Genomic DNA, 16,296 nt, shown 5'->3' on the forward strand with positions numbered 1-16,296 from the left:
TATGCAGGTGTTACGGCTGCGAAGGTTGGACGAAATACCACTGAGGTCGATCTGCTGTCACGAGAAAGTCGTTGTTAACGAGGTCATTCTCGCCACAATCGTCATAGGCTTTGATGGTGACACTGATGTGTACCCCGTCAGGGAGTTTCGGCATGATGGTCTCTCCCTGCCAGAACTGCGGCAGATTGGACGCCGGGTGCATTTCCACCGTCCATGAGGTATCGCCCTGCGCGTCTACTGTGCCTACACTGGCTCCGCCGTTGACCGAAAACACCGCCTCCACCTTGGTGGGTTGTGCGTCCGGGAACTTCACCGCAAAGGCGAATGGTGCTTGCACTCGAAGCGGGATAGGTGCGTACCCGAGCATCTCATTGGTCACAGGTAGGTGCACCTGGTTTCCTGGATACTGCTGCGTCAGTTGATCTGTCGGGTTGAAAATCCCGTCCACTTCGAGATTAGTGATGGTAAGTGGCACCCTTTTTGTATCGGTCAGTTCACCGTTCGTATAGGTCTCGTAAATCTCCGTGCCATCTCCACTTGGATCACAGCTGATCGTGGAGTACGAATCCCCTACCCTGCCTTGTCCGGTATCCGTCACCGTCACTTGATTGCTTGCTGCCAATACCACGCCTTGTTTGTCTACCAGTAGAGCAATGTACTGAAGCGATGTCCCGGGTACCGGACTGTATGGGACCGAAATGCTTAGGCCGTCCGAGTTCGGCTTCCATGTCGTGGAGACGGCCTTTTGCCACGTCTGGACAATCCGGATGTCCACTGTAGCAGAACCGCCAAGACTCTGATTCACGAAGTCAGCATCCGTTTGGACGAAGGTCACCTTGAACTGCGTCTGAGCAGGATATGTGACATTCTCCGGTAAAGCTTGCAGTGTGAAATTGTCGGGTGGCGTGACGTTGTTGAACCACGTTACGGACACTGGCGACGATGTAGCAGAGACGTTCTGCGCCGGCGTAGTCACCGTATACGACTGTTGTTGGTAGATCGGCTGACTTGGGTTTTCCTGCAACACGTATTCCGTCCAGTTCCAGGTGCCGACCGCACCGGAAAACCAGCCGTTTGGAAGCTGCAACACATATCCAGTAGTTGTCCATCCCGACGGGTTAGACGTGGATAGTATGGTTTGTCCACCGGATGTAACAGTCAAGCTCACTCCGGCAGAATTGTTGCTTGTACTGGCAAATCCGTTATTGTTCATGGCCTCAATAATGACCTGGTGCCGTCCGGCGGGCAGAGTGATCGTGGCACTGGATGTGTTGGGTATACTGCCCCCGACACCCCCAGAGTTACCACTTTGCATGACCGGCTGACCGTCCACGTAAACCTGAGCATAGTCATTAACGTAGGGCACAGAAAGCGTGATCGACTGTGTTTGCGACAAGCTAAACGTTGATTGGAAAAAGACTGTTCCGTTCGGCTGTGACGTCGAATTTGATACCCAAATTGAACCACCGTAGCTACCGGCTTGCGCTTGTTGAGTGAACACCGATGTCGGGACGTAACTCGGTGCATTCTGGAATGTCCAGAAGGCAAAGTCGTTTGACACCGTCCGCGTCACTGTTAGAGGTATAAACCCGCTTCCGGGCGTCAAGTTTCCCGGAAAAGGAGTAACCGTGCCCGACGAAAGAGAATACTCCGAGAGAACTATAGGAGGATTTGACTGATTCCACGGACTATAGTTCGGTGGCACATAGTACCCAATTAACCCATTGGAATATGGATCATACGCAATATCTAACATGTCCACCGGCAATGACCATAGTTGACCGGATGGTGTGAACTCTAATGAATTAAAGTTGGAATAGAAACCTGAAGCCTGAATTCCGTTGACATATAGATTCCCAGATACAGTATCCACAACAGAGGGCGACTGATACTCATACCAAGCCTGATTGGTACTGATATCATTGTAAGGGGACGACGGAGATTGTCTTGGATCCCACAATATCCAATAAGGGTTGTATAAATTGACACCGCCCTCAAATAGAACATCCTGATTTGCAGGGTCATAGATCAACCAACCAATATCCCCGTGACCACCAGCATTGCCAATAGGCGTCCAAGTCTTCGTGGTGAATGAATACACATAGAGATCATTGTCCACGGAGTCTCCTTGATGACTAGCGTGAACTGATTCATAAACCAAATTCAAAGGCGGGTAATAAGTGAAACCTGCCATATGACCATCACCAAATGGTGGATGATCAACTGGACTGGACCAAAGACCCGTTGATAAATTCAATACCGCAAATTGGCCGCTGGAGTTGTACGCGATAATGCTGTTTGTTAAGGAATTGTATCCATTCGGTACCGCGCTCCCAACGGGAGAAGGATAGTCGGTCCAAGCCCCTGTAGCAATCTTATATGATGCAATTCCATCCGATGATTGAACCCAAACAACGCCGTTATTTGGAATACCGACTGTGTTTGGATACCCCTGGACATATGACGGTGTTGCAATAGGCGTTAGTGTCCCAGTTGAAGTATTGAATACTTCAAGTTGACGACTTGTGGAATTGTATCCATAGACAAGCTCAGTGTAAAAAGCGGCCCCACTCAATCCTGGTATTTGCGGATTCCCAGGTTGGACCACCCGGGCGACATACGTATCTGTCTCCACCTGATTCTTGGTTTGCAATGCGTTAAGCACAGTCTGCCCTGGCTGGCCGGTGGCGATGGTCTGCCCCGTCGTCTGATCCACAATGTCGATCACATACCCGGAAGGCAGATTCGCTGCTGTAGCCGTCAGCACCGATGTGTTGTTGATTGGCAGCTGCGTGGGATTCGCAGTCAATGTGATCCCATACCAATCCACAGAGACCGTGTTGCTGCTGATCAAAGCACCCGACGTACCGGAATTCGACGAGATATAAGCCACAAACGTGTCCGTCCGCGGTATTGACTCCGAAACCTGCACGCTGTACGGGGTTGATAAGCTGTATCCTACTTCCTGCCCGGTGGTTTGGTTATAAATCACCAGATAATCCCCATTGGGTACGTTCTGCCCGGTGACTGTCAATGTCGTGGCCTGCCCCGCAGGAAGTTGCAACGGATCGGCTCCAAGCGAAAGTTGACTCCAAACGACAGTCTGTGTGTTCGACGGGTTCCCGACCTGCTCAAAGCCATCATTCAGGAACGCGATGAACGTGTCCGTTTCTGGTGTAAACGAAGCGTATTGAGTTGTTTCGGGTGCAGAACCCGACGAAGATACTATTTGCCCCGTCGTTTGGTCCATGATCACGAGGTTCCATCCAAACGGAATGGCCTGCGTTGTGGTTGCTGTCAGCGTCGTACTGTCGCCCGTGGCAAGGTATTTGGGATTTGCTGAAAGACTGATCGCTCCTGTCCAAGGGTTTGCCCATGACACGGACGTACCACCTGTAGCCATGGGATTGCCCGACGGATCAAGAATGGTGGCAGTATAGTTAACTGTGATCGTTTGGCCAGCGGCAGGATGCTCAGTCTCCGGATACGTACCTGTTTGCGACGTGAGTCCGGACGCACTCCACATGTCCGCCCCGTTTCCGTTCGGTGTGATCTCCACTGTATAGTCGGGCGGAAGAGCCACATTAACCGAGTATGAAATGGTCGATGTCTGGCCTGGCACGTTATTCACCGGATTTGCGCTCATCGTAATTGTGGGCGCAAGCCACTTCACCGTGACGGAGGATGTAGACAGCAACGTCCCCGAACTGTTGTACAGGTTGGCGGTATATTGCACGGTCGTCGTACCGCCATCTACCGGATTCTCTATCTCCGTGAACGAGTCAGACGCATTGGTATCCTTGAGCTCAGTCCACATGTGCTGCCCGCCGGAACCCATGATGGTCACGTAGTCCCCGCTCGCAAAACCCACGGTGCTATAACTGATCTGCGAGGGCTGACCTGTGAACACACTTGTCGGATTGGCACTCAGCGTGATCGTTGGTTTAACCCACGTGACGGTCACCGGTTGCGATTTCGCTGTTGGAGGCCCAACAGTCGAGACCCCTGCATCCCATTCATAGGCAACAAACGTCTGTGATCCTGCCGTGTTGCTCGCATAGGAAGTTGAGTACGTCCCCGAGTAAGTCACTACGCCATTGTCCACACCCGTCATCGTTACGGTCCAATATGGCGGTAAGGAGTAATTCTTTTCATATGCCCCAATGCCTACATATTGGCCAGTTGTCTGATTGTAAATAGTTACAAAAGCGCCCGGTTTAACCTTGTCCACGGTCGCTGTAAGCGCGGTTGAGCCACCAATCTCCAAGGTCGTAGGATCCGCAGAAAGTGTTATTTCAGAGGAGGTTGGCGGCGTATAGTTCGAATCGTAAATCGGGTATGTCTGTGTGCAATTAGTGGTAGCGTCTGTAATGATGAGCGTGGCAGAATCTACTCCGCCACTGAATGTCGCTGTAATTATGGCACTCATGCCTGCGTCGGCCGACGTTTGGGACAACTTCACAGATGGATTATCCGTCGAAAAGTTCAGTGGATCGGACGTTCTGTTGATGATCGTTATCGTGTCCGAAGTGCTATTGATTGTCCCTTGGTTCACATCTACAAACTGGGACGGGCACGAACCCTGCGGTGCGTTCCAGGTGACAGATACGACATTGGACGTGGCAAGAACAGAGCCACTTGGGGAGAGCAGCTCCGCCACATAATTCACAGTCTCCGCATTATTGTCCGTTGCCGTTGTCGTGGCCGACGTGGAACTGTTGGCGGTGTAGGTATTCTGTCCTCCGAGGGTAGACTTCCCCGATTGGTCGATGATTTTGATCGTGTCTGATCCAGACGGCGCATTGACGGCTGTGGCTGTCAGCGTAGATGAGTCGCCGGTATCTAAGTTGGTAGGATTCGCCGTCAACGTGATGTAGGGGCCCGGCGCTCCTGGTGTAACTGTGAGCGTCGTCGTGACCGCATTGCTCACCCGATCCACGCCGTCAGCAACCCAAGCTCGGATCGTGTAGGTCCCGGGCTGCAGCGACGAAGACGAGATCGACGAAATCTTGTCTGGAAAAGACCCCTGCGAACCATCCTCGGGTTGCATCTGTTCCTTGTCCGTCCCGCTCCCCACCAGCCACACGGATTGCCCGTTCGACTGATTCACCGCCTGGATCGAGACATAGTGGTGAGTCGCCAGACTGTTCCACAACGGCACATTGGACGACACCGTGAAGTTCATCTGATCGCCCTGCTTCACCGTGCCGCTCTGGTTCGTGTTGGCATCGACCACGGTGACGGAGTAGGCCGTCGGAGGCGCGGACGGTTTGATGTGATAGGTGTACAGGTACTCCGGGTACGTCTGGCCGGTCGACTGGTCCGTATATGTTCCGATTGGCCCACTGACCGTCTGCGGGTCAAAAACGGCTCCGCTCTGATTGACGACGTTCGAAAACGGAACGTAGGTGTAGGAGGTGTGGTTGTAATCGTCCTTGGTTTGAATCTGCTGATTTTGGGTTTGAAGATAATTGAGAACGTAGTCCAAGTTCCCGCCAAGCCGGTTTACCCAATCCCGCACATTGGGCGATTCGGACGGATCGGCGATAAGCAGGTAACCGTTGTTCGCGTTCGCCCCTTGCATGTCACCGAGCATGACGCCCCAGCTGCCTTGTCCGTCTCCGGCGTCCGCTTGTTCTTGGGCGATGTGGATGATTTGCCCTCTAAGTGCCGGAAATGGTCCAAACAAATTTGTATCCACTTCGACATCATCGCCGCCCATGAGGGCATACCCGCCGGATGTTTGCACCACGTATCCGTATGCGGACAGGTTATTGTTGACCGTGTAGGCGTAGGCTCCCGAATAATACAGACTGCCTATCAAGGCGGTGAGGCCGATTCCAGCCAGCGTCCACGCACCCCGCTTGTTCATTCGCATGCCAATTCCCCCGTTGAAAGGCCAAGTTAACAGCTCGACCGTAACACGCAACAAACGCAAAAACGCGCAACTTTTGTGCCAACTTTCTGCTTGCTGAAAGCGCTTGGAAAAGGGGGGGCGTACGAGCAACCTTGACGTATATTTCGGCTGTGCTACACTAAACATGAAAAGAGAGCCGAAGGCGGCGACCTTCGACTCTCGGGCACCGACGCCTTGAGCGTTATCCCTGCCCGTAAAATCGATCGGGCAAGTAACCGCCCCACCGGCGCTAACCTATGGGGGCGGTTACTTGCGTCTCAAAGCAAGAACCAGAGCCAAAACGAGCGACAGCAACGCGACGATGAATGACCCAAACTGGATCATTAACGACAGCGCACTGGCTACACTCATGGCCTCACCCCCCTCCCGTACACGGGCAGGGGGTCCCCCAAGGTGGTGCTGATTGAAATTCTATCACAAGTTAGACAATCGAAAAGCAGTCACCAGTGAGTGACTGCTTTTTCAAAAGCCTCCGTTGTTCACTTGCTGGGTGGATTCTGGTCTTCGCCCCAATCATAAGGCTGATTAAATACAGGAACGCCATTAACATTGGCGTATACAATTTGAAAACCTTCAAGATACATACTCGGATTTAATGTTCCTGTACTGATTGTCGGTCCAGCTGTGCCCGCGTTTGGTATTTCAAGTGTCTTTCCGCCTCTATTGTCCTTCGCTTGCCATCCTCCATACACCCAGTGCCCGTCCACGATATGCCACGCCATGTTGCTAAAACTCTTTGAGGTATCAGGTAACGTGAGATAGATGGTGTTTCCCTTCACTGTCGCGGTTACCTGATCGTAATACTTTGTCTCATCTGCCAAGTATGCCTGATAATCGCTTTCAGAGATCCCCAAACCACCGCTTTGTCCAGGACTTTGAGGTTTGGGAGCGGTCGACGTCAACCACAGTCCATAATTGCTGTAGAACGGTACATGCAGGTGATGTACCCCATTCACCACGCGGTCTCCCGTCAACCACCACTGCAAATTGCTCAACACCGTACTCTCATCAGCTGAATTAATGACGCTTGACGGGCTTGTCACGCTGGTGTCCTGAAAGAGTCCATTGATGCTCGCCCATGTATAGGGATCACTGGACACCTCGTACTTCAAATCATAGGGAATCCACTGCCCTTTCTGCGGGCCGGATGTTGCAATCAATCCTTTCGACTTACTAGCCCACTTCGCCAACCAGGTTGCCACGTCTCCCGCAGTCACTGGAGCGCTCGTCGGGCTCACGCCCGCGTCCGCCATGCTTGGATGGGATTGGATGTCCCAAGTGACGCCCGCAAACGTCTGCCACATCGCGTTGGCCATGTCCTGCTGTGTCACGGGTTTGCTCTGCGTCAAGCGCCAGTTCGTCCCGTCCCAGGTGGACGTGATACCCAATCGGTTGAGTACCTGCGACAGATACCAGATCGGAATAAACGTCGTATCCTGACCACTTGCAGGGTCCTTGGCCACCAGCTTCGGCGCGGTCTGCACAACCGTCCCATTGATGGAGATGCTCATTTGGTTCGGACTGGCGGCGGGATTGCCCAGGTTCGGCGTGATGGAGGACGGGACCGTCAGGTTCCAGTGCGTTCCGTCCCAACTACTTTGGATACCGAGCTTGTTGAGCACCTGCATCGCATAATAGATAGGCATGAACGTGGTGGGTTGCTTAGACGATGGATCAACCGCCGCTGTGTGTACCGGGTCGGTTATGTCCTTCCCATTCAACCAGATGTGTGTGGGCGAGAACTGCGTGGCAGCCTGTGCACCAGGTGCCATTGTTGTGAGCACGGCCAAGGCAGTCATGCTTGCGCTGAGGGGAGCTATCAGTTTACGCATTTCGAGTGCCTCCTTCGGCAGAATGTTCAACTACATCATCGCATGTCGCAACGACCGATACCTCATGTTTTGGACCCATTTTGGCCTACTTCTTAACATCGGCTTGAAAGAACTTCACCCAATCACTCACTTCTTCATCCTTGAGTACGCCAGGCAGTTCCCTCCATTGATTACCCTCCGCGTGGTAGGCGTCCGGCACAGGTATCGACGTAGTAGTAAAAAGGTCCATCGCACCTGGCAGAGGATCTTCATGATATCCCTGATAAGTCCATTCCTTTTGAGCCGCTTCAGGTGTCGAGTTCGTCCACACGACAACCGGCTTATTCTTGAGGTCTGGCCAAACCGCGGCTAATTGTTTGATCGCATACCCCTGTACAGGATCAATAAACAGCACGTTGTCTCCGTGAATTTGAACTGTCTTCCCGCTGGCCTCCGTGGCTTCCCGTATTGGCAAAGCAGGTGCGGTTCTTAAACGAGTTTGATACGACGACAAATGAGCCGACAAATCCTTTGGAAGTTCTGATTGCGGAGGTCGAAATTCTGGAATTGCATGTTGGGCAGCTTTATACTTATTCCAACTCACACCAATTGCCATAACAGCGCCTGCACACAGAATTACGATCCCCGCCACTGCAAAATGCTTGCGTGAAATAGTAAGCACGATGAATGCCTCCTTCTACAGGACTTTACTAGGCGACTTCGACGATTGACACTCCTGGCTTTACCCGTAAAGTGGGTACCCCTCCCCTGGAACCTACAACCTTCCCCGACCTTACTTCGGGCTTGGCACAACAATTCAAGTTGAGTATCTCGCTAACGTCGGACAAACGAGTGCAAGATCGATGCAAATTACGATTGGCCTTTGCGACTACGTTCGTGTAGACCGTTCTGCACCCGGGCACGGTCCAACGATGTCGGCGGAAGTACCAGAATAGCCCTTGGCAGGTGACCCTCACCAATCGATGCGACCGCAACATAGGTTGTCCCAGACGTCATGCACCGACTGCCCAACGCAAGGATCATCGGAACAATTTCTGCGCACATTTCTCTTTACGGAGTCAGTCCTTCATTGTATCCTTGAATCAAGGAAACAAGGAGGGCGTATAGCCGTGACTACTTTGGCGTATCCTGTCAGTGTGCGGGGAAGGAGGCACACTGAAGTGGAAAAGTATGTGCGGATAACTGGCAAGCGACAAGTAACGATCCCGAAGGACTTTTTTGATCAGCTAAGAATGGGAAGCGTTCTGCGTGCTTACGTTGAGGACGGCAGATTGGTGATGGAACCGGTTCGAGTTGAAGATCCTATGGACTTTACACAGGAAATCATTAATGATTTGGCCGACGAAGGTTTGACCGGAGAGGAACTCAAAAAGGAGTTTGCACGACGCCGCGAGGGAATGCTTGCTGCAATGAAGAAACTCGTTGAAGAATCCCGTAAGGAAGCACTGGAAAGCTCGGAGCCGGACGGAGACGCCTTCATGGAAGAGTTGATTAACGGCGATGCCTGAATATCAGTACAAGTTGTCGTCCAGAGCCAAGCGAGTGTTAAAGAAAATCAAAGACAAGGCGCTTCTTTGCAAGTACCGGGACGCGATGCGGGACATCTGTGAGAGCCCATACGAGGGCGACCCAAAAGTCGGTGATTTGAGTGGCCTTTTTACCGTCACGTTTCGATATGTGGATGGAGCACACCGCATCGCGTATACGGTCGTTGAAGAGGAAGACACCGAACCTTTTGTTCTAGTTTTGCTCGTTGGAACGCGGGAAAATTTCTATGAGGAATTGAAGCGTATTTGGAAAGAACAGTAGTTGCAGCCGGTTACAGTGAAATCCCCCGGCAACAGCCGGGGGACAGTCAACTGGACTTCCGGAATAAATCAATCACTTCCTGCGGCACTGGCCGACCGCGTACCTTCTCCACTTCATGCACCACGTCCTGAAGCGTTGCCACAAACTCTTGACCGCTTTGGCGGGCCAACACAGCCCTGCGACGCAGGTTTTCGGCGACTTGGTTCACTTCAGCTCCGCTCGCACCTTGGAACAACACAGGTATATGGACCAAATAATCATCACCGAATTCGGCCGAGAACTTGACGGGTTTGGTCCATCGCCACCACATCACGCGGATGTCCACATCGCTTGGGTTTGGCACATAAATCTTCGTTCCCAAGCGCCCCGGCCGAACCAACGCCTCATCGAGAGCCTCGATCCGGTTGGTGGCGGCAATCACAAATACCTGATCTCGTTGTTCGAATCCATCCAGTTCCGCCAGTAACTGATTCAGTTGGCTGTCGTGGTACGGGTTCATGCCGCCCCGTTTGCCCCCGATGGCGTCGATCTCGTCGATGAAGATGATCGCCGGAGCATGTCGTTTTGCTTCTTCAAATAAGGAAGTGATGTTCTGCTCCGTGGCCCCGACAAGGGTGCCCTGCAGGTCACTGCCTCGCGCATAGATGAAATACAGCCCGAGACTTTCAGCGACCGCCCGGGCGAGGGCAGTCTTGCCGTTTCCGGGCGGCCCGTACAATAGAATCCCTGCCCTGACCGGAACGTCGTATTGCTCCATGAGTTCGCGGCTCTTCAGAGGCAAGAGTATAGACTCCCGGATCTCCTGAACCACGTCTTGCATGCCGATGATCTTTCGAAGCGCGTCGGGATTCGCCTGATATTGCTTACCCTTCTCCCTCCAACGGACGCGACCGTTGGCTGTTTCATTCTCCGGCTGCTCCATTTGCGAAGAAGTAGGATCAGGCCGGTACTGTTCACGCCAACGCATGCTCTCTTGGAATTGCCGGGTCATCCCACTTCGGTCGTGACCAGATCCAAGCCTACCCTTTGTAGAAGCCCTAGCCGCAGGAAGATGTAAAGCCCGAGCAAGTAGGGCCCGGCGACGCCTCGCGCGCGAGAACTCCTTATCGATCCAGGCACCGAGATCCGGATCCCGGTCGGCGCGCCAGGACAGCAGGGTGTACATCTCGAACTTGGTGATGAGCGCGAAGAGCTGGGTCGGGCCAATCGAGAGATAGTTCAGTACCCCCCAAACGAGGAAGGCCAGGCCGTACGCCTCCAACGTTCCACCAATCCCCAATGACGGCGGGAGATGCAGTGGATGCCACCCCGTGAAGACGGCAAAGAAAATGTTGTAGAAAATGAGGAAAGCCAGCCAAATGGGGCACACGAAGCGCCACCAGAACTGCAGGTAGCGACCAAAATCGAAGTACCAGAATCCAAGGCTATAGATAGCACTTGGAAATATAGACAAGAGAAACAAGATGCCGAGAGACACCTCGACCTGCATTTTCAGCAACGTCACGTTCATCGGCCTGACCTTCCTTCCGTGGTTATTTCTACATGCTAGAGTACCAGAGTTGTACATCACCTACCCGTCAGTGCAGTTCCAATTTTCGCTTATGACGAAACTCGCGGCGAAGTCTCATTAACCAAGGTCCAACCCTGGTCGTATGCGGTATAACCCGTGTCGATGTATCCGTTTCTAAGGCGTCGGTTAATGGACGACGGGTCGTAGTGACGTAGTTCGTTAGGGAGTTCCGAGCCTCTATTCTTATTCACAGCCTGCTCCACATGTTTCCACATGCACAAAGCATAACTTTGAGGATGCAGTCGCACCTCTAATGCTTGCAGGTAACTGTCCAACTCGTTTTGCATTGCCTTCAAGGCCTTCAACTGTCCATCCGTAAGCGAAAGCTTGCTACGAAGTATCGCGATCTGTTGAGCCTGTTGTCCCAGGTGACGCCACCACAGTTTCCCCAAACTAGCGGCAAAGTTCTGATCCATTTCCATATGATCGTCGATCAAGGTTGTCTGTATGGACACGAATTCCCGTCCGTCTTGCACGATTTTCACCAACCTTCCGGCCGGCATTTCCCAGATTTGCAACTGAAGTCCGCGGGCATGTCTTGACACTTCCACAGCAACGCGTGTGGCTTCGCTCAACCGGCCATGACGAATTAACCCCTGATTGTCCAGCGGACTCGTGATGACATAGTACCGTATTGATTCCGCCTTGCCCGGCAATTCAAGTCCCCTCCTTGGAATCAATGCAGAATGTCACTTCCACTCGACCGTAAATGTCTCAAGCCAAAGATACGCGCCATTTTTACGCCAACTTTTGATGTCGACGGCGCCGCGTATACACCTGAGCCGCGGACAGTATCAGCTAATGTTCCCGAGCCATTCGTCCGGCACGCGCATCAATTGTTGCAATCTACGCGGTTTCAGAGTTGCGTGCAATATGCGGCCGATGTACACCGCCATGGCGTGGAGCTTACGGTTCAACGTCCGTGGCGACATATGTAACTTCGCGGCACATACATACTGCTTTTGTCCTTGCTTGTACTTGTAGTCGAACAACCGTTGCATTTCAGTGCCTTCAACGACCATTTCGATGGTGCGCAAATTCGCCTCGAGATCAGCCAGTGCCCGAGTCGTTTCCTCCAGAGCCGAATTCGCACGCAGCCGCTCAGCCCACTCACGCATGACCACGTAGTTCTGCAGAATTTTGCGGCCGATGTTGTAATAGTCACTGTCTTTCATTTTCACATTGCCCTTGGAGGGCAACGGAAATAAGACCGAGTCGGTCACGTCGGTCCCGTGTATCGGTTGCCAGGCCTCCCCCTCTCGAGCTCGTGTATAGATCGCGATTGACAACTCATCCCACCGGAATCCGAGAAATTCAGCGACAACGCCCATAACCCGCAACAATTCTTCCGGTGGTGTCACGGAACGGATCTCGACCTGTCGATCCGTGTCCATGAATACGTACATATACCCGTCCGACATGTCCCTGACTGTTGTTTCAGCACCCTCTACTCGTTTGTGTTCATCCATCGATCCCACCCCGATGCCAATGTCAGCGCGGCACCTAACCCTTGGATGGCACCTTCGGCACCATTTGAAAAACTCTCTATCTCTTTGAATCCAACATAACCGACTCCACTCGTAATTTCGCGCCATTTTTGTGCCAATTTTTTCGGTATGCTTCCTTGGGCACAGATCGTTCTGGTATAATGTCTTTTCTTGCTTCAACTGCCTTGGCCACAAGAATTCACATCGCAGCGACACAAAAACGGCTCCCTTGGTCAAAAGAGGCCAAGGAAGCCGTTTATTTCCGACGCCAACATGCCAGATCCTTGCAGGAAGATCCGTGGTGTTCGTCGAATCTGACGCATTGACCTTGGAAGCCGCTACTTCCTTGGTCACGCGGCAACAGTTGGTCCGAACTGTGTGCCGCAGGACACCTCGTGCCAACCGGCATGAGGTGTTGCTTTTTATCGACATTTTTCGACCACGTTCGTAGTTTTCCTGCTTTTCCTTTCAATTTTTTATAGGCCGATGCGAGCTGCGGCATTGGCACGGAACAGGTTTCCGTCTCGTATGTACCGTCGTACCATCATGACACTCCTGTGACCTGTCTGAGCCATTATTTCTCTTTCAGACGCCCCAGCCATTGCGGCGGACGTGGCCAGCCCAGCCCGGAGGCTGTGTCCAGCGTATTTCCGGGCGTCCAAACCGATGACTGTCGTGTACTTCTTGACAATACGAGCCACCGTTTTGTCAGAGAGGCGATCTGTGCCAATCTGACGATCCTTGGTCACCCTGCGAAACAGGGGGCCCGACGAAATTCCCGACTCCTCCAACCAGGCCTGCAACGTGCGCACGGGACAGGTCTCCAGGTAAGATCCGTACGGAATCCCCACCTTTCGGCCTTCACCTTCCTGGTCCGTCTTACTGCGGCGCAGCGTTATGATGAGTCCTTCACGAGCGAATTCGACGTCTTCGACATTCAAGGAGACCAGTTCGGATCGCCGAAACGCCCCGGCAAACCCAATCAGAAGTAGTGCTCGATCCCGCAGCCCCATCAGATCGTCTGGCGCGTGCCGCAGCATTCTTCGAAGGTCCTCCACGAGCACAGGGGATTTGCCGTTTGGGGCAACGCCAATCGTGTTCCGTATGCCTCTCCAGACGGCTTTCACGTTTTCGTCGGACGCAGGTGACGGATATCCCTTGGCTTTGTGGGCCAGGCCGATGGAAATCATGCGCCGTCCAATCGTGCTGGCCTTGTACCCCTCGTCTGCCAGATACGAGAGATACAACGCCACGGTGGTTGGATGTGCGGGCAACGAACACACCCCCCGTTCATCGCACCAACGGGAAAAGGACTGCCAATCGGACTTGTACGCCTTGACGGTGTTCTTCGCCTTGGAGTGGCGCATGTAATCGTGTGCGCTCTCCACCAGTTTTGCCACCGATGTTGTCGCTTGTTGAGTTGGCTGCGGAATTCGGTCAGGCATGCCTCAATCGCCCCCTGGCAAGGTACTTTCGAGCAATGTTGCGAGCCGCGTTCAAATGATCATTCAAGTGATCTGATGCACAGTAGATAGCGTGCAGCAGGCCGAAAAGAGCTCATGGCAACAAATTCTCACTTCGATTTTCTGATGTACCCCGTATTGCGGCCACGCTTGACCATCTTGTAGATCTGATAACAAATGCCAATATATCTTTTCTGATGTACCGCTCTTTCGGGAGCATTGTGAGCGCCTACACCCCATGGCAACTAATTGCCACATAGATTTCTCTGATGAAACCAAGACGATGGCGACCGGACTTAAGCGTGTCGACCGTCCACAGCCGTATGGTCACGTTCAAATAGTAACAACTTCTTACTCGGCTTTTCTGACGCGACTAAACCGTGGAGATCACCGTCGACATGCACGCGCCTATGGCATAAAAATTCTCACGGAGATTTTCTGGTGCAACGCGTTACGGCGCCGGACCTTGAGACTGGTTCGCCGGCTATGGAAACAAGTTCACAAGAAAGTTTTCTGATGCAACAAGATGGAGTTCGCGGCGTTCGCGGAGGCCGTCATCTGGAGATAAATTCTGAAGTAATTTTCTGGTTGTCACCGACCTGGCTAGCGCCAACTGGTGCATGCGATGGAAACAAGTTCTAACGTAGTTTTCTGATGCAAACCTATAGACGGTACCGATGTGCCGGTGGATCACGGAATGGAAACAAGTCCTCACGTAAGTTTTCTGATTCAACATGACGCACGGTTCCTCGAACACTCACTGGGATCGGTATGGAAACAAGTTCTCAGGTAAGTTTTCTGATGCAACGAACTCTCCCGCGCGGTCAAGCAGGCGCAAGTCAAATGGAAACAATTGCTGACATAAGTTTTCTGATGTAACTCTGTCCGGCTTCACCACGATGCGGGTCTGGATCTCATGGAAACAAGTGTTCTAACATTGGTTTTCTGATACAACGGCGCAATCAATCGGTGGCTGGCCGAGGTGCTCCAGATGGAAACAAGTTCTAACATAAGTTATCTGATGCTACAGCCCACACCCGATCCCGCGGTTGCCTCTTTGGTTATGGAAACAAGTTCTAGCATAAGTTTTCTGATGCAACCCTTCGTTTACGATTACGTATTAGACCTCCCGGATTAGCACCATGTCCCCGTGCGGACAAGACGCTCTGCTGCCTTTCTTCACGTGCTCACGAGGGTCCGCAAGAGAATTGCAATCTGCTCGATTGTGGGTTGCAATAGCAATCGAATCGTTCTCCTCACATTTCATATGCTATCACCTTTCGCAGAAGGAGGATGACGGCGCTCCTCACCATTCTTATAGGAAAGGGTCTCCACATCGGGTATATGAACAGATGACCCCAGTCGAAGAAAGTCGCGGTCGAAAGAAACGATACCTGCCTCCGCGTCCCGACTCCGACACACCAGGTAAGCATCTGTGAAATCGACGTTCTGCTCCGCGTACATTGTAAGGCTCTCCGTTAAACGGTCTTTGTCTTCGCACATGATTCCTTCGAGCAGCAAAACCTCCGCCAATGCACGAGCGACGTCCGAACGGTTTCTGACGTACACCGGGCCAGTCAGTACGTAAATGCACTCGGCGAGAACCATTGGCTCAATGTAGAGAACGAACTCACCATGTTCTGCCTGCTCAAACACATTCACCGCCGCATGATACATTCCTTCATGGTCACGCAAGAGATACCTGAGAATGATATTCGTATCAAGAAACAAAGTTTTCACTGTTGTCCTTCCTCCTTACCGGATAAACGAATACCCAATTCCTCTTGAGTTCTCTTGCGTGCCTCATCAATCGGAATGTAAGGTGTTCCTTCCTGATAAAGAGAACCGCCCAGCTCACGAGCAGACTTCTTCCGAAGTGGACGAATCAATATCTCCCCTTGGTCCGTATACTGAAACATCACCTTATCTCCTACTCTAAGCCCTTCCTTCTGACGAATCTCCAGCGGTATGGTGATTTGAAACTTAGAGGTTATTGTGCTGATGTGTATCATGTGAATCACTCCGTTCCCCTAACGATTTTTAGTACGACCATTATACACTTCGTCGTTTTACAACGAAACTGTCATACACAGGATGTCTTGTATTTTTATGTCCAATAAGATTAACTTATCGGACTCAAAATGAAGTCACAAAGATGGCGTGTCCAACGTAATGGTTTGTCTGTAAACTAGACATATAATTACTGCTTAGGAGCATG

General features: G+C 52.2%; 12 protein-coding genes. 2 read left to right on the forward strand and 10 right to left on the reverse strand.

Annotated elements, in window-relative coordinates:
- Positions 1–10 precede the first annotated feature (10 nt).
- The 4 genes from BM357_RS19405 to BM357_RS19415 all read right to left on the reverse strand — a co-directional run bounded on the left by BM357_RS19405 (position 11) and on the right by BM357_RS19415 (position 8,410).
- On the reverse strand, positions 11–5,878 hold the full coding sequence (locus tag BM357_RS19405; protein ID WP_139234714.1) for a hypothetical protein: 5,868 nt from the start codon (positions 5,876–5,878) through the stop codon (positions 11–13).
- 285 nt (positions 5,879–6,163) lie between these two features.
- Positions 6,164–6,268: a putative holin-like toxin gene (locus tag BM357_RS19410; RefSeq protein ID WP_074954015.1), complete on the reverse strand. Its 105-nt coding sequence runs from the start codon at positions 6,266–6,268 to the stop codon at positions 6,164–6,166.
- Between the two features lie 128 nt (positions 6,269–6,396).
- Positions 6,397–7,749, reverse strand: a complete 1,353-nt coding sequence (locus tag BM357_RS12740; RefSeq protein WP_074954018.1) for a hypothetical protein — start codon at positions 7,747–7,749, stop codon at positions 6,397–6,399.
- A gap of 85 nt (positions 7,750–7,834) precedes the next feature.
- On the reverse strand, positions 7,835–8,410 hold the full coding sequence (locus BM357_RS19415) for a hypothetical protein (RefSeq protein WP_139234715.1): 576 nt from the start codon (positions 8,408–8,410) through the stop codon (positions 7,835–7,837).
- A 499-nt stretch (positions 8,411–8,909) separates the two neighbouring features.
- On the opposite strand from BM357_RS19415, the gene BM357_RS12750 reads away from it, so the two are divergent.
- Entirely contained in the window at positions 8,910–9,257 is a 348-nt protein-coding gene (locus tag BM357_RS12750) for an AbrB/MazE/SpoVT family DNA-binding domain-containing protein (protein WP_074954025.1), read from the forward strand.
- Positions 9,250–9,558: a type II toxin-antitoxin system RelE/ParE family toxin gene (locus BM357_RS12755; RefSeq protein WP_074954028.1), complete on the forward strand. Its 309-nt coding sequence runs from the start codon at positions 9,250–9,252 to the stop codon at positions 9,556–9,558. Before BM357_RS12750 ends, BM357_RS12755 begins: the two co-directional genes overlap by 8 nt.
- 46 nt (positions 9,559–9,604) lie before the next feature.
- Here BM357_RS12755 and BM357_RS12760 read toward each other — a convergent pair whose 3' ends face one another.
- From BM357_RS12760 to BM357_RS12785, 6 genes are all read right to left on the reverse strand, one after another.
- The gene (locus BM357_RS12760) at positions 9,605–11,068 is read right to left on the reverse strand and encodes an AAA family ATPase (RefSeq protein ID WP_074954031.1); all 1,464 of its coding nucleotides are present in this window, start codon (positions 11,066–11,068) and stop codon (positions 9,605–9,607) included.
- 89 nt (positions 11,069–11,157) lie between these two features.
- Positions 11,158–11,784, reverse strand: a complete 627-nt coding sequence (locus BM357_RS12765) for a hypothetical protein (RefSeq protein ID WP_074954034.1) — start codon at positions 11,782–11,784, stop codon at positions 11,158–11,160.
- Positions 11,785–11,922: 138 nt separating this feature from the next.
- Complete coding sequence (locus BM357_RS12770) at positions 11,923–12,597, reverse strand: hypothetical protein (protein WP_074954036.1); 675 nt, start codon at positions 12,595–12,597, stop codon at positions 11,923–11,925.
- Positions 12,598–13,091: 494 nt separating this feature from the next.
- The gene (locus tag BM357_RS12775) at positions 13,092–14,060 is read right to left on the reverse strand and encodes a site-specific integrase (protein WP_074954038.1); all 969 of its coding nucleotides are present in this window, start codon (positions 14,058–14,060) and stop codon (positions 13,092–13,094) included.
- Positions 14,061–15,341: 1,281 nt separating this feature from the next.
- The gene (locus BM357_RS12780; protein WP_074954041.1) at positions 15,342–15,818 is read right to left on the reverse strand and encodes a type II toxin-antitoxin system VapC family toxin; all 477 of its coding nucleotides are present in this window, start codon (positions 15,816–15,818) and stop codon (positions 15,342–15,344) included.
- Positions 15,815–16,090 (reverse strand): AbrB/MazE/SpoVT family DNA-binding domain-containing protein, encoded by a 276-nt coding sequence (locus BM357_RS12785; protein ID WP_074954044.1) that lies wholly within the window; start codon positions 16,088–16,090, stop codon positions 15,815–15,817. Before BM357_RS12785 ends, BM357_RS12780 begins: the two co-directional genes overlap by 4 nt.
- Between the last annotated feature and the right edge of the window lie 206 nt (positions 16,091–16,296).

Source organism: Paenalicyclobacillus macrosporangiidus (genome assembly GCF_900116805.1).
Lineage (GTDB): Bacteria > Bacillota > Bacilli > Alicyclobacillales > Alicyclobacillaceae > Alicyclobacillus_H > Alicyclobacillus_H macrosporangiidus.

Coding starts and splice junctions, on each gene's coding strand:
- BM357_RS19405 (WP_139234714.1), bottom strand. CDS start 5,878: ATGCGAATGAACAAGCGGGGTGCGTGGACGCTGGCTGGAATCGGCCTC.
- BM357_RS19410 (WP_074954015.1), bottom strand. CDS start 6,268: ATGAGTGTAGCCAGTGCGCTGTCGTTAATGATCCAGTTTGGGTCATTC.
- BM357_RS12740 (WP_074954018.1), bottom strand. CDS start 7,749: ATGCGTAAACTGATAGCTCCCCTCAGCGCAAGCATGACTGCCTTGGCC.
- BM357_RS12755 (WP_074954028.1), top strand. CDS start 9,250: ATGCCTGAATATCAGTACAAGTTGTCGTCCAGAGCCAAGCGAGTGTTA.
- BM357_RS12760 (WP_074954031.1), bottom strand. CDS start 11,068: ATGAACGTGACGTTGCTGAAAATGCAGGTCGAGGTGTCTCTCGGCATC.
- BM357_RS12770 (WP_074954036.1), bottom strand. CDS start 12,597: ATGGATGAACACAAACGAGTAGAGGGTGCTGAAACAACAGTCAGGGAC.
- BM357_RS12775 (WP_074954038.1), bottom strand. CDS start 14,060: ATGCCTGACCGAATTCCGCAGCCAACTCAACAAGCGACAACATCGGTG.
- BM357_RS12785 (WP_074954044.1), bottom strand. CDS start 16,090: ATGATACACATCAGCACAATAACCTCTAAGTTTCAAATCACCATACCG.